This window comes from Alcaligenes sp. LTN-3 (assembly GCF_059735605.1).
On the sequence record NZ_JCAPDN010000001.1, the window covers coordinates 307,398 to 329,593 of the forward strand.

A 22,196-nucleotide genomic window follows, 5' to 3' on the forward strand; every position below is an offset into this window, starting at 1 on the left:
AGCCTCTGCATTTGATCGAAGACGGTAGCCTATTGTTACCTTTCCGTCTACGGGGTCTTCCACCCTCAGGTGCTGTGTAGTGCCCATAGCCATCTTGAGATGGCTGCTCCTAGCCGTGAGCCGACATCTTCAGCGATTTACACCCGTCAAACCTGTTTTTACTCATCACCTTTAGCGCAGAAAGAGCTATTTATGAGCCTTATGTTTCGCTAAACATTTGAGGTAAGCCTACCGCCAATGCTCCTTGCGCCAAGCCTCTTGCTCTCCAGCATCAAGAAAAGTCCAGGCCACGAAGCGGCTTTGCTTTTGGCCCTGTGTCATTTCTACGGTTTTGACCTTAACCGCCTTGGCCTTCTTTAAGGCATTTAACACACCGGGTACATTCGATGCTTTGGACACCAAGGTACTGAACCAAAGCACTTGCCCACCTACGGTCACGCTTTCTTCTATCATGCGGCGGATGAAAAGCGCCTCGCCGCCTTCGCACCAGAGCTCCGTATTCTGCCCACCAAAGTTCAGCACAGGAGCATTGTGCTTGGGCGCAGCCTTGCCCAAGCCACGCCATTTACGTTGACTGCTGCTTACCGCTTCTTCCTGCGAGGAATGGAAGGGTGGATTGCACAGCGTCAGGTCAAAGTAATCGTTTGTGCCCAGCAAGCCCTTGAAAATATGTCTGGGCGATTTTTGTTGGCGTAGCTTGATTGCAGCCGATAAACCAGGATTCCCATGAATAATGCTCCGTGCTGATGTCAGTGCATCAGCCGAGATGTCCGAGCCTAGAAACTGCCAGCCATATTCGGCATGGCCGATCAACGGGTAGATGGCATTTGCACCTACGCCAATATCCAGGACACGTACTGCCTCACCATTAGGAATGGCCCCCTTATTGCTGTTGGCCAGTAAATCGGCCAGATAGTGTATGTAGTCGGCTCGACCCGGAATGGGAGGGCACAGGTAATTGGCAGGAATATCCCAATGCGCTATGCCGTAAAAGCTCTTGAGCAGGGCGCGATTCAGAGTTTTGACGGCATTCGGATCAGCGAAGTTGATACTCTGATCACCGTACGGATTCAAGAAAACGAAAGCGGCCAGTTCGGGCGTTTCTTTGATCAGAGCGTCAAAGTCGTAACGGCCCTGATGGCGGTTGTGCGGGTGGAGCTGGGCCGCTGTTTTGTTGGAAGTGGGTAATTCAGCCTTGGAATTACCTGTTTTTGAAGAGCGCATTGAAGTCCGAAATTGGCCTGGGTAAGTCTGAGTCGTGGCACTAGTACGTTGTTAAAGCAAAGTGCCAGGACTAAGGAAGGAGCGATGCTTGCTGTACTACGTCGCTCTGCATCGCATCCTTCCCTAGTTTTAATGCTTAGTTCTTGCCTGTGCTGCCGAACCCACCCGTACCACGCTCGGTCTCGGTAGAGAACTCATTCACAAATTGCAGTGCTACTTGCACCACGGGTTGGAACATCAGTTGGGCGATACGCTCGCCGGGCTGGATCACATAATCCTGGTCGCTGTCGTTGGCCAGAATCACGCCGATTTCGCCGTGGTAGTCGGCATCAATTACGCCAATGCCTTGGGCAACACGCACGCCATGCTTCAAGGACAGGCCCGAGCGCGAGGCGACGATGGCCACCAGGCCAGGGTCCATCATATTGATGGCCAGGCCGGTTTTAACCAGCGTACGGCCGCCTGCGGGCAGGGTGACGGCTTCGCTCAGGCAGGCGCGCAGGTCCATGGCGGCCGAGCCGTCCGTGGCGTAGCTGGGGGCTTCAATAGTCGTGCCCAACAAGTCATTGACGATGCGAGCTTCAATACGGCGGTGCATAGACAGTATCCTGAAAAAAAAAGAGGCAGCACACCTGCTTTAGCGCTGCCCGTCATCATAAAAGAGAAAAGGGTTTAAAGCCGCTGGGCGATGTCTTGAACCAGTTGGCGCGCCGCCAGCAGTTTATCCTGGGCAGGCCAGTGCATATGGCCTTGCTCGTCAAACAGCACCAGTTCGGTGTCGTCGGCGTTCATGGCGCGCTGTGCTAGGTTGGCAACCAGCAAAGGCACATTCTTACGCTGGCGCTTGGCCTGGGCGTGCTCGATCAGGTTGTCGGTCTCGGCGGCAAAGCCGACACAGAAAGGACCGTTTTTCAGTGCGGCAACTTCGGCCAAAATGTCGGGGTTGGGGCTGAATTGCAGGTCCGGCGTGGCTTGTTCGGAGGTCTTTTTGATCTTGATGTCGCTGGCATTGCTGACGTACCAGTCTGCTACCGCTGCAACGCTGATGAAGATATCGGCATCATTTACTTGGGACATGACGCTGGCGTGCATCTGACGGGCAGTTTCTACATCGATGCGACGCACCTGGTAGGGCGCTTCCAATGCTACCGGGCCGGACACCAGCGTGACTTGTGCACCGGCTTCCTGAGCCGCACGCGCAATGGCGTAGCCCATCTTGCCGGAGGAGCGGTTGCTGATGACACGGATCGGGTCGATAGGTTCGCTGGTCGGGCCAGCGGTGATCAGAACTCGTTTACCGGCCAGCAGCTTGGGCTGGAAGAAGGCGGTCAGTTCAGCCAGCAGTTGGGCCGGTTCCAGCATGCGACCATCGCCGGTTTCACCACAGGCCTGGTCGCCGCTGCCGGGGCCCAGAATATGCACGCCGTCGCGGCGCAGTTGTTCGACATTGCGCTGAGTGGCCGGGTGCAGCCACATTTCCCGATTCATGGCCGGGGCGATCAGCAGGGGGCAGTGTCCACGGGCCACGCATAAGGTGCTGAGCAAGTCGTCGGCCAGACCGTTGGCCAGCTTGGCCATGAAGTTGGTGCTGGCGGGGGCGATCAAAATGGCGTCGGCATCCCGGCTCAGTTGGATGTGGGCCATATTGTTGGGAACACGCGCATCCCACAGGTCGGTGTAGACGGTACGGCCCGACAAGGCCTGAAAGGTGACCGGGCTGATAAAGCGCGTGGCCGATTCGGTCATGACCACGTCAATCCGGGCACCCAGGTCCTGGCTGCGACGTAAAAGCTCGGCAGTTTTATAAGCAGCGATGCCGCCGGTGATGCCAAACACCAGTTTTTTATTGCTAAGCATAGGACATGATCCTTACAGACTCAGGAGCGCTGTCGTTTGTTGCGGCGCATGCGCATGAACTCGTCCAGCACTAACAAGGCAGCGCCGCAACTGATGGCGACGTCAGCAATATTGAAAGCCGGAAAGTAGGATTGATTCCAGTAGAACAGCAAAAAATCCACCACGTGGCCGTGCATCAGGCGATCGACCACGTTGCCAATGGCACCGCCCAGAATCAGGCTAAGTGACAGGCAAAACAAGGGCTGTTTGGCCGAGCGGCGCAGCATGGTCACGATAAAGACGGTCGCAATAGCGGCAATGCCGACAAAGAACCAGCGTTGCCAACCCTGGCCACCGGCCAGGAAGCTGAAAGCGGCGCCGGGATTGTAGACCAGGGTGAAATCAAAAAAGGGCAGGATATTCCAACGTTCCTGATAGAACAGGTTGGTGTCGAAATACTGTTTGGTCCATTGGTCCAGACCGACAATAAAGGCGGCCAGACCAATCCAGGCCCAGAACTGCCGCGAGGGCAGTCGGGCCTGGCAGGGAGAAGGGGCCATGTCCTTATCAGGCATGGTGACGCACTTCGCCTTGGCCAAACAGATTGTCCTCGCAACGACCACATAGGGTGGGGTGCGCGGCGCTCTGGCCCACGTCTGGGCGGTGGTGCCAGCAACGCTCGCACTTGGCCTGTTCGGTAGGCGTAACGTCGATGCGCACATCGCCTTCGCCAGCGTGTACGTCGGCACGGGAGACAATCAGCATGAAGCGCAGATCTTCGCCTAGGGACTGCAGGAATTCCAGATCCTGACCCTTGGCGTAGATGTCGATCTCGGCAGCCAGGGAGGAGCCGATGGCGCCGGTACTACGGACATCTTCAATGCGGCGCATCACGTCGGCACGGATGGCGCGCAGGCGTTGCCACTTGGCGTTTAGTGCAGACTGTTCGCCTTGCTCGGGCAGGGAATGGAACAGCTCGGTGAAGATGGTGCCGCTAGGAACCGAACCTCCGTGCATGTCGCGCCAGGCTTCTTCTGCCGTGAAGGACAGGATAGGAGCCATCAGCTTGAGCAGGGTCTGCGTCAGGTGATACAGCGCTGTTTGAGCCGAGCGACGAGGCAGGCCATCTTTGGCGGTGGTGTAGAGACGGTCTTTCAGAATATCCAGGTAGAACGCGCCCAGGTCTTCGGAGCAGAAGGTCTGCAAGCGAGCCACGATGGGGTGGAACTCGTAGCGCTTGTAGTTCTCCAGCAACTCGGCCTGCATGTCGGCGGTCATTTGCAGGGCGTAGCGGTCGATCTCGGTCAGTTGATCAACAGGTACAGCATGTTGGGTGACGTCGAAGTCGGCCAGGTTGCCCAGCAGGAACTTCAAGGTATTGCGGATACGGCGGTAGCCTTCCACAACACGCTTCAGAATTTCGTCGGAGATGGACAGCTCGCCCGAGTAATCAGTAGAGGCGGCCCACAGGCGCATGATCTCGGCACCCATCTTGTCGGCAATTTCTTGCGGCTTGATGATATTGCCCAGCGATTTGCTCATCTTGCGGCCATTGCCGTCCACCACGAAGCCGTGGGTCAGCAGGGCTTTGTAGGGTGCGCGGCCATACAGCATGCAGCCAGTCAGCAGAGACGAGTGGAACCAGCCACGGTGCTGGTCCGAGCCTTCCAGGTACAGGTCGGCAGGCCATTGCAGTTTGTCAGCGTGCGAGCCGTGGGTAGTGTGATCCTTGCCGCCCAGCACGGTGGCGTGCGTGGTACCCGAGTCAAACCATACGTCCAGTGTGTCGCGGTTTTTCTCGTACAGGTCGGCCTCGTCACCCAGCAGGTCGCGTGGGTCCAGGTTTTGCCAGGCTTCGATACCGCTCTTTTCGATGCGCTCAGCTACTTGTTCCATCAGCTCGGGCGTGCGGGGGTGCAGTTCACCCGTTTCCTTGTGCACAAAGAAAGCCATGGGCACACCCCATTGACGCTGACGCGACAAGGTCCAGTCAGGGCGGTTGGCGATCATGGCGTGCAGGCGGGCACGACCCCAGGAGGGGTAGAACTCGGTGTTATCAATGGCTTCCAGCGCCATTTCACGCAAGGTACGACCGCTGCTGTTTTCCTTGTCCATGCCGGCAAACCATTGGCTGGTGGCACGGTAGATGATGGGCGTCTTGTGACGCCAGCAGTGCATGTAGCTGTGCGGGTGCTGTTCGGTTTTCAGCAAAGTACCGGCGTTCTGCAAGGCTTCCACGATTTGCGGATTGGCCTTCCAGATCATCTGGCCGCCAAACAGGGGCAGATTCTCGGCGTAATGCCCATTGCCCATCACGGGCGTGAGCATATCGTCGTCCTTCATGCCATGGGCTTTGCAGGAGATAAAGTCTTCAATACCGTAGGCAGGAGCCGAGTGCACCACGCCCGTACCGCTGTCCAGGGTGACGTAGTCGCCCAGATACACAGGGGAGCGGCGTTGGTAGCCTGCGTCCACGTGGGCCAGAGGGTGATTGAATTCGATCAGGTTCAGGGCTTCACCAGTGGCGGTGGCTACAACCTGGCCGCTCAGGCCCCATTGTTCCAGGCAGGACTTCACCAGATCTTCGGCCACGATCAGCATGGAGCCGGTAGCACGTGGGCTGTCCAGTTTGACCAGAGCGTAGCTGATTTCAGGATGTACGTTCAGCGCCTGGTTGGCAGGGATGGTCCAGGGGGTGGTGGTCCAGATGACGATGGCGCCATCGTCCACGCTGTCCACGCCAAAGGCGGCTGCCAGCCTGTCTTTCTGGGCGAAGGGGAAGGCCACGTGCACGGACGGGTCGGTGCGATCCGCGTACTCAACCTCGGCTTCTGCCAGGGCGGAACCACAGTCAAAACACCAGTTCACGGGTTTCAGGCCACGGAACACAAACCCTTTTTGCATGATCTTGGACAGCACGCGCAGTTCGTCGGCTTCGTTGCTGAAGTTCATGGTCAGGTAAGGCAGGTCCCAGTCGGCCAGCACGCCCAGACGCTTGAAGTCCTTGCGTTGGCTGTCGATCTGTTCCAGAGCGTAGGCGCGCGCCTTGGCCTGAACTTCAGCCACAGGCAGGTTCTTGCCGTATTTCTTTTCGATCTGGACTTCAATAGGCATGCCGTGGCAGTCCCAGCCGGGCACGTACTGCGCGTCAAAGCCGGCCATATTGCGGCTTTTGACAATGATGTCTTTCAGAACCTTGTTGACCGCGTGACCAATGTGAATGTCGCCGTTCGCATAGGGAGGGCCGTCGTGCAAAATAAATTTGGGACGACCGGCACTGGCTTGTCGAATTGCTGCATAGACTTTGTTTTCTTCCCACTGGCTAATCCAGCCCGGCTCACGTTTGGCGAGGTCACCACGCATGGGAAAGGGAGTGTCGGGCAAATTGAGAGAGTTTTTATAGTCCATTTGAAGCAAAGTAGTCGCGAGCGCGTTGTGCATCGTTGTCGATGGCGGCGATCATTGTGATGAGGTCCGGGAATTTTTCTTCGTCCCTGACAAATTCCAGAAATTCTATACGGGCAAGTTTACCGTAAGCATCCAGGCGTTGGTCCAGTAAATGCACCTCTAACAGCAGCCGTCCCTGGTCGATGACGGTTGGGCGTACCCCCAAGGAGGCAATGCCGGGCAGAGCCTGTCCGGTCAGTCCGTGAACCCGGACCACGTACACGCCGGAGCGGGCGGCACAGTGTTCGGGAACGCGCACGTTCAAGGTCGGGTAGCCAATGTCCCGGCCCAGTTTCTGGCCATGAATGACATGGCCGCTAATATGAAAGGGTTTGCCCAGCAGAGCACGGGCACGGTCCAGTTGGCCCACGGCCAGGGCGGTGCGCACTTCCGAGCTGGAGATGCGGCGGCCATCGGCATCGGCCACATCGTGCAAGGTCTCGACGCTAAAGCCATGGCGTTTGCCCGCTTCGCGCAACATTTCAATGTCGCCGGCACGTTTGTGGCCGTAGCGGAAATCCTCGCCCACCAGCAACCAGCCGGTGTTCAGGCCCTGGACCAGAATCTCGTCAATGAAGGTGGCGGCCGACATATCGGCCATGGCCTGATTGAAGCGGGCCAGATAAATTTGTTCAATGCCGCATTGGTGCAGGGCTTCGACCTTGTCGCGCAGGCCGCTGATCTGCGTGGGGATCAGTTCGGGCCGTTGGCCACGCTGCGCAAAAAAGGCACGCGGGTGGGGCGTAAAGGTCATCACACAGGAGCTCAGGTCCTGCTGGCGCGCCACTTCATTGACGCGGTGCAAGATGGCCTGATGGCCCAGATGGACCCCGTCAAAATTGCCAATGGTGACAGCGCTGCGGGCCGTGCTGTTGCGCCGTGGCAGAGAGCGATAGAGTTTTAGATCAGATTTCACAAGCGAGAGTTTACAATTTTGGATTCGTTATTTCTCGGGAAACAGGATTTTGACCGATTCCACCCTACCTTGTCGCCTTGTTGTGCTTATTTCAGGCCGGGGCTCCAACTTGCAGGCCATTGGCGAACTGATCAAGACAGCGGGCTTAAATGGCCGTATTGAGGCGGTCATCTCTAACAAGGGCGATGCGCCCGGACTGGAATGGGCGCAGCGTCAAGGGCTGCCTACCGAGACGGTTTCGCATCGCGAATTTGCAACACGTGAAGCCTTTGATCAGGCTTTGGCACGCGTGATTGACCGCTACCAGCCAGATTATGTTCTACTTGCGGGATTCATGCGCATCCTGAGCACCGATTTTGTTCAGCACTATGCAGGCAAGCTCATCAATATACACCCATCCTTGCTTCCTAGCTTTCCCGGTTTGAATACCCATCAACAGGCACTTGACGCGGGCGTGCAGTTTCATGGCTGCTCGGTGCACTTTGTGACCCCTGTGCTCGATGATGGTCCCATCCTTGCCCAAAGTATCGTGCCCGTCCTGCACGACGATGATGCACAAACCCTGGCAGAGCGCGTTTTGGCAACCGAACACCACGTCTATACCCAGGCCGTCCGCTGGCTGATCGAGGGGCGAGTGCGTTTACAGGCTGATGGCCGTGTCGAGGTTGCCGGACTTGCGCATCGCGGCTTTTATTTTCCCGCCTGATTGAGCGGGCTATTTGGAATTTTTGAATATTCATGTCTGATCACCAACAATCCCGCGGCCGCTCGGACCGCAAGCGCCCGTCCTCGTCTACCCAACGTAACGAGTCCGGAGCGCGTGGTCGCCCTTATGCAGCACGCCGCGACAAGCCCTCGGGTCCACCCGAGCCGGGAGCGATGGCACAGCGCCGTCTGGAGCAGGTCTCCAGCGCCCTGGGTGAAGTTTTGCAGTGGAAGCACCCCGCCGACCTGGCTTTGACACGCTGGGCGCGTACCCGCCCCAAAATGGGCTCGCGTGACCGTGCCGAGATTCGCGAAGCTGTGTTCGATGTGCTGCGCCACCTGCGTCAGTACCGTAACTGGGCGGAAAGCGGCGTAGGCCCATCCACCCGTCGTCTGGCCATTCTGGGCCTGTCTACCGCAATCGGTCAGGAATCCCTGTCTTTGGGGTTGACGGAAGAAGAGCGCCAGTGGCTGGGCCATATCCGTGCCCTGAACGTGGACGGTCTGCCGGTTGGCGTACGCCTGAGTCTGCCCGAGTGGCTGGAAGAGCGTCTGAAAGAGATCCCGGATTCCTACAAGCTGATGGCCGCCATGAACGAGCAGGCCTTGCTGGATCTGCGCGTCAACCCCATGAAAGCCGAGCGCGATACGGTATTGCGCCAGTTGCAAAATGGCCCCATGGCCCGCTTCAAACCGGTTGCCATGCCGTTTTCACCCTGGGGTATCCGTATTGAAGGCCGCCCATCTGTCGCAGTATGGCCACAGTATGAGAAAGGCGAGCTGGAAATTCAGGAAGAGGGCAGCCAATTGCTGACCGCCTTGCTGGAGCCTCGTCGTGGCGAGATGGTGATTGACTACTGCGCTGGTGCCGGTGGCAAGTCCTTGCTGCTGGGCGCCTTGATGCGCTCTACAGGCCGTTTGTACGCCTTTGACGTATCGGCAAGCCGTTTGAACAAGGCCAAGCCGCGCTTTGCACGTGCCGGCCTGTCCAATGTGGTGCCTGTTGTCATACAGGAATCGGGCGACCAGCGTGTTCGCCGCCTGCATGGCAAGGCGCAGCGCGTATTGGTGGACGCGCCTTGCAGCGGATTGGGAACTTTACGTCGAAATCCTGATCTTAAGTGGCGTCAACACCCACAAGCTCTGGAGCAGTACACTCAGATGCAGGCCGACATTCTGGAGCAGGCTGCGGCGTGTGTCGCACCAGGAGGCCGTTTGGTTTATGCAACATGTAGTTTTTTACCCGAAGAAAACGAGCAACAAGTGCAGGCATTCTTGGACAAACACCCCGAGTTCCGACTGCTGGATGCCCGGGAAATCTTGAAGGACAAATGTCCCGCCCTTGCGCTAGAGGGGCCTTATTTGAATCTGCGCACGGACCGTCACCAGACAGACTGTTTCTTTGGTGCGGCACTTGAACGAATCACGGAAAGTGCTTGATTTAAAGCAAGTTCGTCCTTAAATAATGTTATTGTTAACTGGTTAGGTGGGCTACACTTTTCCGGTTTCCCTTAACAAAGATCAGGTCTAAAAGGGTCTATGCAATCGTTTCTTTCTTTTCTTGCTGACGGATGGCTGCAACTGTCTTGGTGGCAGCTTACTCTTGTCATTCTGGCGGTGACTCATGTCACTATTGTGTCAGTTACCGTATTTCTTCACCGTAGTCAGGCGCACCGCGGGCTAGACCTGCACCCGGCGCTGATGCATTTCTTCCGTTTCTGGCTCTGGATGACCACCGGTATGGTCACCAAAGAATGGGTTGCGATTCACCGCAAGCACCACGCCAAATGTGAACGCGAAGGCGATCCCCATTCCCCCGTGGTCTTTGGTCTGGGCCAGGTGTTCTTCCGTGGTGCAGAACTGTACCGCCAGGAAGCCACCAACCCCGAAACCTTGAAGCGTTTCGGTCACGGTACTCCCGATGACTGGCTCGAGCGCAACCTGTACACCAAATACAGCATGTTGGGTATTACCATCATGCTGGGTATTGATCTGTTCCTGTTCGGTCTGCTGGGCCTGACGGTCTGGGCTATCCAGATGGCCTGGATTCCTTTCTGGGCCGCCGGTGTGGTCAACGGTCTGGGTCATGCGATCGGTTACCGCAACTTTGCCAGCCCTGATACCAGCACCAACGTATTCCCTTGGGGCATCATCATTGGTGGTGAGGAGCTGCACAACAACCACCACGCCTACGGTACGTCCGCCAAGTTCTCCAGCAAATGGTACGAATTTGACTTGGGCTGGTGCTATATCTCGGTGTTCAAGGCACTGGGTCTGGCCAAGGTCAAGAAGGTTGCTCCCAAGCTGCGTCTGGAACCTAGTGTGCCTTCTAATGCCCCAATCGACGGCATCAGTTTGGCAACCTTGCAAGGCGTTATTACGCACCGCTACGAAATTCTGGCCCGCTATGCGGACATCATCAAAACCACGGCCTCGGAAGAAATTGCTCGTTTGAAGCCTCAGGTGAACAAAGACAACCCAAATTGCTCTTGGTCCCTGTTGGAGAGCTGCAACGACTGGATTGGTCGTGGCGACGACGTTCTGGCTCCCGAGCAGCGTGCTGAATTGGAAACCGTGGCGGCTGGCGATTCCCGTCTGTCCATCCTGGTACGCATGCAGCGTGAACTGGCCGGTATCTGGGAAAGTTCCAGCGCCTCCAGCGAGCAGTTGCTGTCTGACCTGCGCACCTGGTGCCAGCGCGCTCAGCAAAGTGGTATTGAAAGTCTTGAGCAGTTCGCCTTGCGTCTGCGCCGCTACGCGGCATGATGGATCGCTTAAACCCGGAACAGCGAGCCGCCGTTACTCTCCCCTCTGGCCATGCCCTGGTGCTGGCCGGAGCGGGTAGCGGAAAAACCAGTGTCCTGACCTCCCGAATGGCCTGGTTAATCCAGACTGGGCAGGTCAGCCCTCACGGACTGGCCGCTGTTACCTTCACCAACAAAGCCGCGCGCGAAATGCTGACGCGGCTTACTTCTTTATTGCCTATCGATACTCGCGGAATGTGGGTCGGGACCTTTCACGGCCTGTGTAATCGCTTGCTGCGCATGCATTACCGCGATGCCGGTCTGGTACAGACGTTCCAGATTCTGGATACGGCAGATCAGTTGGCCTCCATCAAGCGCATGGTCAAGGCCAACAATGTGGATGATGAGAAATTTCCGCCCAAGGAAATTCAGAAGTTCATCAACGCCTGTAAAGAAGACGGCCAACGTCCTGGCGACCTGGAAGCTCATGACCCTCACCGCCGCCGCCTGATCGAGCTTTACCAGCTTTATCAAGAGCAGTGCGAACGTGAAGGTGTGGTGGACTTTGGCGAGCTACTGCTGCGCGCTTACGAGCTGCTGTCTCGCAATGCACCAATCCGCGAGCATTATCAGCGCCGCTTCAAACACATTCTGGTGGACGAGTTCCAGGACACCAACGTGCTGCAGTATCGCTGGTTGCGTCTGTTGGCCGGTGATCAGGCCTGCATGTTTGCCGTGGGCGACGATGACCAGTCGATCTATGCTTTCCGTGGCGCGAACGTGGGCAATATGGCCGACTTCGAGCGCGACTATGCCCGTGGCAATGTGATCCGCCTGGAGCAGAACTATCGTTCCTGCGGTCATATTCTGGATTCCGCCAACGCGCTGATCGAGAACAATAGTGGTCGCCTGGGCAAGAATCTGTGGACCGATAGCGGCGAAGGCGAGCTGGTACGCATCAGCGAACTGGCTTCGGATGCCCTGGAAGCACAGTGGATTGTGGATGAAGTTCGCGCCCTGATTGCTGAAGGCAAGCCACGTCGTGAAATTGCCATTCTGTATCGCAGCAACGCCCAGTCCCGAGTGATTGAGCACAGGCTGTTTTCCCAAGGTTTGCCCTACAAAGTGTATGGCGGCCACCGTTTCTTCGAGCGTCAGGAAATCAAGCACGTGCTGGCTTACTTGCGCCTGATGGATAACGCGGATGATGACACCGCTTTTCTGCGCGTCGTGAATTTCCCGACTCGCGGAATTGGTGCCCGTTCGGTAGAGCAACTGGCCGATTTGGCGCGCGAGCGCGGTACCAGTTTGCTGCGTGCCATCCCTTATCTGCAAGGACGTGCGGCTGCCAGCTTGATGCGTTTCTCGAACCTGATTCAGGATATGGCCAGCCAGGCGCAGATCTTGTCTTTGCCCGAGCTGATTGAGCACGTTGTCCACGACAGTACCTTGCTGGCCCATTATCAGGCCGACCGCGAAGGTGCCGAACGCCTGGAAAACTTGCAGGAGTTAGTCAACGCGGCCACGGTTTTTGTGGGTGAGGAAGGCTTTGCTGAGCTGCCCGCAGGTCGAGTGCCTGAAGCCGTGGCGGGCGAGTCCGAGCAGGCCATGCAAAATCCAGATCAGCCGGCTGCCTCTGTGCTGGCCCCCATGTCGCCGTTGGGCTCCTTCCTGACCCATGCTTCTTTGGAAGCAGGGGACAATCAGGCCCAGGCAGGCCAGGATGCCATTCAACTGATGACGATCCATGCCGCCAAAGGTCTGGAGTTCGATGCGGTTTTCATTACTGGCCTGGAAGAGGGGTTGTTTCCGCATGAGAACAGCTTGTTCGATCCGGGCGGTATCGAGGAAGAGCGTCGCTTGATGTACGTGGCGATTACGCGGGCGCGTCAGCGTCTATACATTACCTTGGCGCAAAGCCGCATGTTGCACGGCCAGACGCGTTACGCCATGCGTTCGCGCTTTCTGGAAGAGTTGCCGGAGCAACATATCAAGTGGTTGTCGGCCCGCTACACTAGCCCGCCCATGCAATCCGAGGCTAGCTCGGGGGCATTTCGTCGCGGTCAAAGCTGGGAGTCTAAAGACAAGAGCTATTCGGCCCAGCCTTACGGCGGTCGTAGCCACACCAGTGTGCTGGAAGTGAATGGGCAGACGTTCCGTGTGGGGCAGGGAGTGCATCACAACCGTTTTGGTGACGGCACCATCGTTAATCTGACGGGGCAGGGTGACGACGCCCAGGCCTTGATTCAGTTCCGTGAAGTTGGTAGCAAGACTCTGGCCTTGGCCATCGCCAAGCTGGATCCTGTTAGCTGAAGACGAAACAAAGACTGAGTCAATCAATTGCAGTTCGAAGGCCCCCGGGACCCCCCGGGGGCTTTTTTATGGTCTGCCCAATGCCGTGGGAAGTTTTAGACGGCTGCAGTTTTTCTTACGCGTCTTCTTTCACACTGTTTATTTTTTGTAGTCCGTCTTGCCTGTCGCTGCCACCTTTCAAGAAAAAACGACGCCTGATTTCACCGTTCAGGCAAAAGGCGATCTTGCATGGAAACCGCATGTTTAATCAGGCGTTCTCGTTTTCAGGATTTGTCGCTAAACCTCTATATGAGCGTTATATATAAGGGTTATGGATTCTAGTTATAAAGATGGTGCCGCCATAAAATCGAAGCCTAAATTAATTACAAATACCAAATACACATGGAGGCGATCATGGAACCTAGCAATCTTTCACGCCGGCGCATGCTGTTGTCCACGGGCGGGATGATGGCCCTGGCCGGAACGGCAAGCCTGACTCCCTTGTCAGCCGCACTGGCGCAGGAAAAGGCAAAAACGCAGGCTAAAGCCTTGCCCGCCTATGCATCTTGGAAACATGCCGACAGCTTGATCGTGCACAGTGCCAATACCATTGAAACCAAGCGCAGCGCATTTGGTTCGGGGCTGATCACACCGTTGGACCGCTTGTTCGTACGCAATAACGTGACTCCCCCGTCTGAACAAATCGTGGCCGATCCGGACGCATGGGTACTGTCGATCAAGGGTGTCAAAAATCCTAAAGACATGACCGTAGCCGAGCTGAAACGATTGGGCTTGGTGGCTGTGCCCATGGTGCTGCAGTGCTCGGGCAATGGCCGTGCCTTTTTCCCCGAGAAACCCAGCGGTACACAGTGGACGGTTGGCGCAGCAGGCTGTGTGGTCTTTACCGGCGTGCCGATCAAGGCTGTGCTGGAGGCTGTCGGTGGGATGGACGAGGGTGCCAAGTACATGACAGGGCAAGGTGGCGAGGAAATTCCTCAGGGACTGGACCCGAACACCATCATGGTGGAGCGTTCGCTTCCTTTGGATGCCATTGATGACGCGATTCTGGCCTGGGAAATTAATGGTCAGCCTATCCCATTGGCTCACGGTGGTCCCTTGCGCTTGGTTGTGCCTGGTTATACCGGCGTCAACAACGTCAAGTACATCAAGCAGTTGGCGTTTACCAAGGAACAGTCTGCCGCCAACATTCAGCAAAACAGCTATCGTCTGGCGCCGGTTGGTGAAAAATCCAACCCGAATCAGGAGTCGGTATGGGAAATGCCCGTCAAGTCCTGGGTGACCAGCCCTAGTGGTGAGCCTGGCGAAGAACTCAAGGCGGGCAAGGTACAGATTCAGGGCTTGGCTTTTGGGGGCATGTCGGCCGCCAAAGAGGTGGAGGTGTCCGTCGATGGTGGCAAGAACTGGGTGAAAGCAAGCTTTGTAGGCCCTGATCTGGGCAAATATGCGTGGCGCCAGTTCGTGGTGGGCGTGGATTTGAAACCTGGCAAGTATGAAATTACTAGTCGGGCAACCAGCGAAGCAGGCACGGTCCAGCCTGAAGAACGTGTACCTAATAACCGTGGCTATTTGAACAATAGCTGGCGTGACCACATGCTGGCTGTCACTGTCGTTTAAGTCTTGAATGTTGTATCCGCCCCGTCCGTTCGGGGCGGCTATGGAAGCGAATCATGAAGAAATATCTCGTTGCTGCAGTATCTGTCGTTGTTTTTAGTACCCAGGCTTATGCTCAGGAGCCAGGCAAGGAACTGTTTTTAACGGGCGCCAAGCCCATTGCCTGTGCGGTCTGTCATACCTTGGCTGACGCTGGTTCAGCCGGGGCAATCGGTCCGGATCTGGATGAGCTCAAGCCAGGCAAGGAGCAGATCCTGAAAGTCATGAAAGAAGGCATGGGTGCCATGCCGTCCTTTGCCCAGACCCTGAGTGACCAAGAGCGTGATGCTATCGCCACCTACGTCAGCTCTGTAGTGGGTCAATAAGTTATACCTGTAGTAGCCAGACGCTAGCCGCCTTACCCTTTCTTCTCCTGATCTGGAGGTAGAAATTCGGTAGGCGGCTTTTTGTTGGCGTTGTGATGCAGGATGCGGGCAGGGCGGCCCTTCTCATCCAGCCAGATCTGCCCAATGCCGGAGCCATTCCAGACGCGCTCCCCGTGTTTGCGCTGATCTGGCAGACGTGGGCTGATGCTTAAGTCACGGCGTTGCGTAAACCAGTTCAGGGGGGATCGTGGAGAATAGAGCCAGCGATTCAGCCGATCCAGCCAGTTCAGCAAACTTTCCGGAAATTCGTTCTTGATGCCGCTGCTGGTGACTTGCCAGATATGTGGAATATGTTTGCTATGACGCACTTGTACATCGTAGACAAAGGAGTAGTGCACATCGCCGGACAAAATGACATAGTTACCGGGAGTGCGTGAATGTCTGAAGATGTTCAGCATGGTGTTGGCGGCACCTCGGTGGGCCATCCAGTTTTCTGCGTCCACCGTCAGGGCAAAGCCCGCGTAGGTACAGATGCTTTGAATGACTTCGATCAGCTTGACGCCGAACATGGGCGTGGCAGACACAATGACTGCGGCACGCTCGTCCAGCAACTCGTGTTGCAGCTCGGTCAGGGACTCCCAGTCCATCAGTCCAGAAGGTCGGCTGGGTAGGCGGCGGTTATGCCAGCGGCGCGTGCGTGTATCCAGCACAATCAACGTAGGCTGGGTGCGCAGGACATAGTCCCACTGCCGAAACTCCAGCAGCTCCTTGATGATTGCATCCTGTGTCTGATGTTCAAGGCGTTGATGCTCATCGGGCGAGCGGGTCCAGGCGGTGACCGTGTCCAGTACAGACTCAAAGACCTCGGGGCGGTTACCCCAGGCCTGACATAATAAATAGGCGATCAGGGCATTGCCCACGATCTGCCGTGAAAAAGGATGGCCGTAGGCAACGCTTTCCCATTTGGCCGACAGATTCCAGTCATCAGTGATGTCATGGTCGTCAAAAATCATCAAGGTTTGCACGTGCGCCAACAAACGGGCTGCCTGGGGCAGATCCTGACGAAACCCCTGCAGAGCAGTGGCTTCACGCTCCCAACGTTGCTGATGTTTGGGTTCCAGGCAAGGGGGCGCTGGCTCGGCAATGATCTGCCAGGGGGTGGGGGACCAGACCAGCAAGTACATGGCAAAGACTTCAGCCAGTGTCACCAAGTGGTTGTGTGCGTTCGCGGTGGTGAAAATTGGTTTTTCTACCCCACCAAAAAAACGCTCACGCAGATCGTCGTTGGATTTGAACGCTGGCAGCAAATCCGCGCGCCGGTAATAGCTGGCGGGATGCTGGTAAAGGGCTTCGCTATCCGAGACGACAGCGCCTTCCAGATATTCTCCATACAAGCCTAAGCGCGCTAGCAGAGAATGAATGGCCGCCAGCATGGGGCCTGCCACATCGTCGGCGTAGACTTGATCGCCGGACAGCATGAGCAAGGCGGGTCGGGCTTTGGCCTCGGTGATGTGTTCACTCAGGACCCTGTCGGCCTGCGCCAGGCCATCGCGTGAGGCGTGATGAGGTTTGCGGCAGGAGCCAAACATCAGATTATCAGCGCGGCTGGCCAATACAAAGTTGGGTTTGGTCTGATCTTGATGCAATAGATGTGGCGCCCAATCCGCAATCCCTTGTCCCGCTCCATGGCCGGCCGAGAGGATCAGATCGTAGTGCACCAGCGTGTCCAGGGGCAGCTCGGTAGTGAGTTCTACATCCAGGAAATGAATAAAGGCGTGTGTGCCAAGCGGCACGATGCGGCACTGATCCGCATCTAGCGAGATACGTTGAGTGGGGTGACCTTCTGGCTCCAGGATCAGATCCAGTGACAGGCTTGAACTGCCGACCAGCCACAGGACTAACCGCTGGGAATCCAGGCGACGCAAAATAGGGCCAGCTAGTACTGGAGGCAAGTTCGATGAAAGTTGGGAGAGACTCAAACGGGTAACAGCCAGAATCAGAAAAGACAATGGACAGTGTAGAGTGTAGAAAGTTGCAGTGCCAGCTCTGTCTATCGGTACGCCTGCATTGCCGCTGCATGTGGAGATAAAGTGCTTAATGCGTGAAATACCAACAAGAAGGGTCGCCTGTCAAAAAGCGAGCCCTTCGCGTCCGGCTGATAAGCACTTGTCCGTGAGAGCATGCCGCTTAGCTGTTTTCCATTTCCGGCTTGGCTTGCAGAAACGCAGTCACTTGTGCGTCCAGATCGTCCTCATGCACCACACGTACCGGAAAGCCGAGTTTTTCGCTCAAGGGGGCGACAAAGGCATTCAGGGAAAAGGCCATCAAGGCATTGTCCACGACCACCAGGCTGGCGGCACAGGAAACGCTTAAACGGCTGCGGTTGTCCTTGATCCATTGCGAGAACGCCTCCTTGTCCGCACCTTCCTCTGCACCGGGCAGCTCGCGGGTCAGCAAGACAAAGCGTTGTCCTTGATTCAGCAAGGCTTCCAGTTCTGCTTTCCAGTTGGATGGAGAGCTGTTCGAGATCCAGATACGGGGGAATTCCTGTGTAGCAAGGTGCATGTGCGGGTCCTGAGTAAGCCGATTAATGATTCAAAGTGAATGCGCTGCTTTGTACCATTAATCCGCCTGCTCGGGCAGTTCTTTCGCCGTGTGTGCTTTATTCGCCGGAATAGGTGAAAGACTCCCTTGTGGGTCTGCTGTGCGCTTAGTGGGGCTGTGCCAGCTTCGGGAAGAAGTGATCAGGACGCTGAGTTGTCGATTCAATTTTCGAGAGGAGCTTGGCTGATATGAGCTTGTTGCTGTCTAGCGGTCGGAATCGCCTTAGCTAAACGCAGGCAGTGAATGACGTACTGCAGCAAAACGCAGGACGTGGGGTGTCATAGCCAGGTTGAGAGTACCTGTGCCATAGCCCTGTCTCAGCCCCAAGGTGTCAGCAATCTCGTAAAGCCTCAATGCGTGTTTTACAGACCATCAAGAGCTAAAAAAGGCGCCAATCCTGGTGGATATGGCGCCTTCTTTTTCAGGAGTTCATGAGCAGAACGAAGTTGATGGTGCTAGACCTGCCGCCCAATTTCTTCCATCGCTTCCTGAATTTCCAGCCATTCTTCTTCCAGCGTTTGATGCGTTTTGGTGAGTTCACCATGCTCAGTCATCAAGGCGGGCCGTTGGTCCTTGTAGCTGTCCGAATAAAAGTCGGGGTCCTGCATCAAGGTATCCAGCTCCTGCAAACGCAGCTGAGCTTTCTCCATGGCCGACTCCACTTTCTTCAAGCGGCTTTCCAGGGGCTTGCGTTGCTGGGCCTGACGTTGGCGCAGCTCGGCTTCCTGACGGCGTTGCGTCTTGCGGTCTGTGCCTTCATTGCCCGTATCAGCACGCGCTTCCTGGCGAGCTTCCGAGCGTGATTGTGCGCTGCGGGCCAGTAGCCAGTCGCGGTAGTCTTCCAGGTCGCCGTCAAACTCCTGAACCTGACCATCGGCCACGATCCAGAACGAATCAACGGTAGAACGCAGCAAGTGGCGATCGTGAGATACCAGCAGTACGCTGCCACCGTAGTCAGCCAAAGCAGCCGCCAGGGCTTCGCGGGTATCTACGTCCAAGTGGTTGGTTGGTTCGTCCAGCAAGAGCAGATTGGGCTTTTGCCAGACAATCAGGGATAGGGCCAGACGCGCCTTTTCCCCCCCGGAGAAGGGGGCAGTCAGGCTGGTGACCATATCACCGCTAAAACCGAAAGAGCCCAGGTAATTGCGCAGTTCCTGCTCGCGCACATCCGGAGCCAGACGCGCCAGATGTTGCAGGGGGGTGGAGTCCGGGTCAATGGAGTCCAACTGGTGCTGGGCAAAGTAGCCAATTACCAGGCCCTTGGATTCCAGGCGTTCGCCCTTGATAGGTTCCAGCTTGCCAGCCAGGGTTTTGACCAGCGTGGATTTACCCGCACCGTTCATCCCCAAAATACCCACACGGGCACCGCCGCGCACCATCAGGCGGACCTGGCTCAAAATCGCTTTGTCCTGACCGGGGTAACCCAGATCGGCCTGATCCAATGTCAGCAAGGGATCGGGGGTGTACTCGGGCGAGGGCAGGCGAATGGAAACGCTTGAGTCGTCGCGCAAGAGCGTTACGGTCTGCATGCGGGCCAAAGCCTTGACGCGGCTTTGTGCCTGCTTGGCCTTGGTGGCCTGGGCCTTGAAGCGGTCAATAAAACTTTGCAGACGCGCGGCTTCACGGGTTTGGCGCTCGTAGGCGATCTGGCTTTGTTGGACGCGCTCGGCACGTTGCACCAGAAAGTCGTTGTAGCCGCCTTTGTAGCGAACCAACTTTCCTTGGTCCACGTGCAGAATCGAACGGGCCACCGCATCGAGAAACTCGGTGTCGTGCGAAATCAGCAGGACCGTGCCGGGGTAGGAACCCAACCAGCGCTCCAGCCAGAGCATGGCGTCCAAGTCCAGGTGGTTGGTGGGTTCGTCCAGCAAGAGCAGGTCAGAAGGGGCCATCAGGGCGCGGGCCAGGGACAGGCGCATTTGCCAGCCACCGGAGAACTCGCGCACGGGCAGCATCCATTGATCGGGGCGGAAACCCAGGCCGGCCAACAGTTGCTCGGCACGCGAAGGGGCGGACCAGGCATCGGCTTCGATCAGGGCGTTTTCCAGCTCGGCAATGGCCTGGCCATCGCTATCGGGCGTGTTGGCGCGTTTTTCCTGCAAGGCACGCAGACGCTCGTCGCCGTCGATAACAAATTCGCGGGCAGGGCGGTCACGGTCTGGAATGGTTTGGCGCACACTGGCCACTTCCCAGACTTCGGGGATGCTCAGGTCACCCCCGTCCAGATCCAGCTCGCCTTGCAGCAGAGCAAACAGCGAGGACTTGCCCGCACCGTTCTTGCCCACAATGCCCAGGCGCTCACCCGGATTGACGATGAAATCCGCATTGTCCAGCAGGACTTTGACGCCGCGACGCAGCGTAATTCCAGTTGCGCGTATCACAGAGCCAGTTGCTCCCGGCTTAACAAGAGCACCTGGTCTTCAGCGGTTTCCGTACTTAGCCAGATAGGCTCCAGCTCCGGGAAAGCGGCGATGAAATTGTCGTACTCATTGCCAATTTCTAATACCAGTACGCCTTCAGGCGACAGGAAATTGGGGGCTGCTTCCAGAATGCGACGTACCAGGTCCATGCCGTCGTCACCGCCAGCCAAAGCCAGTTGTGGCTCGTGCTGGTATTCCTGGGGCAGGTTCTGCATGGACTGCTCATTCACATACGGTGGGTTGCAAATGATCAGGTCGTAGGCGGTTTGTGGCAATTGATCCAGCAGATCGCTCTTGTATAGGCTCATGCGATCGTTCAGCTCAAAAGCATCGATATTCGACTGCGCCACTTCTAGCGCGGCATCGGACAGATCCACCGCATCGACTTGCGCTTGTGGGAAAGCCAGCGCCGTCAAAATAGCCAGGCAGCCTGAGCCGGTACACAAATCCAAGGCGTTGTAGATGGCGTCTGGGTCGGCAATCCAGGGCTGGAGCTGCTCTGCCAGCAATTCCGCGATCGGAGAGCGCGGCACGATGGTGTCGGTGGTGACGCGGAAGCGATGGCCTTGCAGCCAGGCTTCGCCGGTCAGGTAGGCGGCGGGCACGCGCTCGTTGCAGCGGCGGGCAACCAGAGCCAGATAGGCGGCGCGCTCGGACTCCAGCATGATGGCGTCCAGATACGGGTCCAGCGTGTCCAGTGGCAGATGCAAGGTGTGCAGCAGCAGGTAGGCGGCCTCGTCCCAGGCATTGTCACTGCCGTGGCCAAAGGCCAACTGACAGCGGTTGAACTGGCTGACAGACCAGCGCAACACGTCGCGCACGGTGCGCAGTTCCTGCTGGGCTTGAAGCAGGGAGGAATGATCGATGCAAGGGCTTAACAAAGCAGGGATTCCAGTGTACGGCGATAAATGTTTTTAAGAGGCTCAAGGTCAGCAACCGCAACGTGCTCGTTGATTTGATGAATGCTGGCGTTGAGCGGGCCAAATTCGACCACTTGAGGGCAGATTTTAGCGATAAAGCGGCCATCGGAGGTGCCGCCTGTCGTGGACAGATCGGTTTGTACGCCGGTTTCGGTTTCGATGGCCTTGGCAAGGGCCTGGCTCAGCGGGCCAGCCTCGGTCAGGAAGGGCTCGCCACTTACTGTCCATTCCAGTTGGAAGTCCACACCATGACGGCGCAAAATGGACTCCACTTCGGCTTGTAGGCCGGCAGGGGTTTGCTCGGTGGAAAAACGGAAGTTGAAATGCACATCCAACTGACCGGGGATCACATTACCCGCGCCAGTACCGGCATGGATATTCGAGATCTGAAAGCTGGTAGGTGGGAAGTCGATATTGCCGGCGTCCCACATGCGGTCTGTCAGCTCGTGCAGCGCAGGCGCGAATATATGCAGTGGGTTGATCGCTAACTGCGGGTACGCCACGTGGCCCTGGCGACCCTTTACGATCAGATGACCGGACATGGAGCCACGACGGCCATTTTTAATGGTGTCACCCAGTTGGCGTGAACAAGTGGGTTCGCCCACGATGCAATAGTCCAGTTGTTCGCCACGTTCTTTCAGGACCCGGCAAACATGCACGGTGCCGTCGGTTGCCGGGCCTTCTTCATCCGAAGTCAGTAGCAGGGCAATCGAACCTTTGTGCTCAGGATGGGCCTGGGTAAATTCTTCAACCGCGTGGATGAAGGCCGCAATCGAGGCCTTCATATCCGCAGCGCCACGGCCATAGAGCTGTCCATCGCGCACGGTAGGTTCAAACGGGGGCGAGTCCCAGGCGGCTTCTGGCCCGGCAGGGACCACATCTGTGTGACCCGCAAAAACAAACAAGGGCGCTTCGGTGCCACGGCGGGCCCATAGGTTGGACACCGGCCCGCTGGGCAGATGTTCCAGGCTAAAGCCCGCTTGCTCCAGCCTGGCGCCCAGCCATTGCTGGCAGTGGGCGTCCTCGGGGGTCACCGAGGGGCGGGCAATCAGGGCTTTAAGGGTATCTAGTACGGAAAAGTCAGTGCTCAT

The 22,196-nt window shown here is 57.0% G+C and carries 17 protein-coding genes; 6 read left to right on the forward strand and 11 right to left on the reverse strand.

Annotated elements, in window-relative coordinates; all coding sequences use genetic code 11:
- Positions 1-228: 228 nt before the first annotated feature.
- From rlmF to AC6I6N_RS01470, 6 genes are all read right to left on the reverse strand, one after another.
- Positions 229-1,224, reverse strand: a complete 996-nt coding sequence (rlmF, locus tag AC6I6N_RS01445) for a 23S rRNA (adenine(1618)-N(6))-methyltransferase RlmF (RefSeq protein ID WP_497942773.1) — start codon at positions 1,222-1,224, stop codon at positions 229-231.
- 136 nt (positions 1,225-1,360) lie between these two features.
- A complete protein-coding gene (dut, locus tag AC6I6N_RS01450; RefSeq protein ID WP_042487854.1) occupies positions 1,361-1,822 on the reverse strand; it encodes a dUTP diphosphatase in 462 nt (153 codons plus the stop codon).
- A 74-nt stretch (positions 1,823-1,896) separates the two neighbouring features.
- Positions 1,897-3,081, reverse strand: coding sequence for a bifunctional phosphopantothenoylcysteine decarboxylase/phosphopantothenate--cysteine ligase CoaBC (gene coaBC / locus AC6I6N_RS01455; RefSeq protein ID WP_497942775.1), 1,185 nt, complete (start codon positions 3,079-3,081; stop codon positions 1,897-1,899).
- Between the two features lie 20 nt (positions 3,082-3,101).
- A complete protein-coding gene (gene lspA / locus AC6I6N_RS01460; protein ID WP_497942777.1) occupies positions 3,102-3,635 on the reverse strand; it encodes a signal peptidase II in 534 nt (177 codons plus the stop codon).
- Positions 3,628-6,468: an isoleucine--tRNA ligase gene (gene ileS / locus AC6I6N_RS01465; RefSeq protein WP_497942779.1), complete on the reverse strand. Its 2,841-nt coding sequence runs from the start codon at positions 6,466-6,468 to the stop codon at positions 3,628-3,630. The genes lspA and ileS overlap by 8 nt, the downstream gene beginning before the upstream one ends.
- Entirely contained in the window at positions 6,458-7,423 is a 966-nt protein-coding gene (locus tag AC6I6N_RS01470; protein ID WP_042487846.1) for a bifunctional riboflavin kinase/FAD synthetase, read from the reverse strand. Before AC6I6N_RS01470 ends, ileS begins: the two co-directional genes overlap by 11 nt.
- 49 nt (positions 7,424-7,472) lie before the next feature.
- Here AC6I6N_RS01470 and purN point away from each other — a divergent pair, with 49 nt between their 5' ends.
- From purN to sorU, 6 genes are all read left to right on the forward strand, one after another.
- Positions 7,473-8,129 (forward strand): phosphoribosylglycinamide formyltransferase, encoded by a 657-nt coding sequence (gene purN, locus AC6I6N_RS01475; RefSeq protein WP_121738711.1) that lies wholly within the window; start codon positions 7,473-7,475, stop codon positions 8,127-8,129.
- A gap of 173 nt (positions 8,130-8,302) precedes the next feature.
- Complete coding sequence (locus tag AC6I6N_RS01480; protein WP_230018809.1) at positions 8,303-9,568, forward strand: RsmB/NOP family class I SAM-dependent RNA methyltransferase; 1,266 nt, start codon at positions 8,303-8,305, stop codon at positions 9,566-9,568.
- 99 nt (positions 9,569-9,667) lie between these two features.
- Positions 9,668-10,894, forward strand: a complete 1,227-nt coding sequence (locus AC6I6N_RS01485) for a DesA family fatty acid desaturase (RefSeq protein ID WP_094196400.1) — start codon at positions 9,668-9,670, stop codon at positions 10,892-10,894.
- A complete protein-coding gene (locus AC6I6N_RS01490; protein ID WP_094196401.1) occupies positions 10,891-13,185 on the forward strand; it encodes a UvrD-helicase domain-containing protein in 2,295 nt (764 codons plus the stop codon). The genes AC6I6N_RS01485 and AC6I6N_RS01490 overlap by 4 nt, the downstream gene beginning before the upstream one ends.
- A gap of 393 nt (positions 13,186-13,578) precedes the next feature.
- The gene (sorT, locus tag AC6I6N_RS01495; RefSeq protein ID WP_094196402.1) at positions 13,579-14,799 is read left to right on the forward strand and encodes a SorT family sulfite dehydrogenase catalytic subunit; all 1,221 of its coding nucleotides are present in this window, start codon (positions 13,579-13,581) and stop codon (positions 14,797-14,799) included.
- Between the two features lie 53 nt (positions 14,800-14,852).
- Positions 14,853-15,161 (forward strand): SorU family sulfite dehydrogenase c-type cytochrome subunit, encoded by a 309-nt coding sequence (gene sorU, locus AC6I6N_RS01500; protein ID WP_497942783.1) that lies wholly within the window; start codon positions 14,853-14,855, stop codon positions 15,159-15,161.
- Positions 15,162-15,193: 32 nt separating this feature from the next.
- On the opposite strand, the gene AC6I6N_RS01505 is transcribed toward sorU, so the two are convergent.
- The 5 genes from AC6I6N_RS01505 to dapE all read right to left on the reverse strand — a co-directional run bounded on the left by AC6I6N_RS01505 (position 15,194) and on the right by dapE (position 22,196).
- Positions 15,194-17,113: a metallophosphoesterase family protein gene (locus AC6I6N_RS01505; RefSeq protein WP_497942785.1), complete on the reverse strand. Its 1,920-nt coding sequence runs from the start codon at positions 17,111-17,113 to the stop codon at positions 15,194-15,196.
- A gap of 235 nt (positions 17,114-17,348) precedes the next feature.
- Positions 17,349-17,726: a hypothetical protein gene (locus AC6I6N_RS01510; RefSeq protein WP_230018577.1), complete on the reverse strand. Its 378-nt coding sequence runs from the start codon at positions 17,724-17,726 to the stop codon at positions 17,349-17,351.
- A gap of 494 nt (positions 17,727-18,220) precedes the next feature.
- Positions 18,221-20,146, reverse strand: a complete 1,926-nt coding sequence (locus AC6I6N_RS01515; RefSeq protein ID WP_094196405.1) for an ABC-F family ATP-binding cassette domain-containing protein — start codon at positions 20,144-20,146, stop codon at positions 18,221-18,223.
- Entirely contained in the window at positions 20,143-21,066 is a 924-nt protein-coding gene (prmB, locus tag AC6I6N_RS01520; RefSeq protein WP_094196406.1) for a 50S ribosomal protein L3 N(5)-glutamine methyltransferase, read from the reverse strand. The genes AC6I6N_RS01515 and prmB overlap by 4 nt, the downstream gene beginning before the upstream one ends.
- Positions 21,060-22,196 carry a succinyl-diaminopimelate desuccinylase gene (gene dapE / locus AC6I6N_RS01525; protein ID WP_108727322.1) on the reverse strand — a complete coding sequence of 379 codons (1,137 nt, stop codon included), beginning with the start codon at positions 22,194-22,196 and terminating at the stop codon, positions 21,060-21,062. Before dapE ends, prmB begins: the two co-directional genes overlap by 7 nt.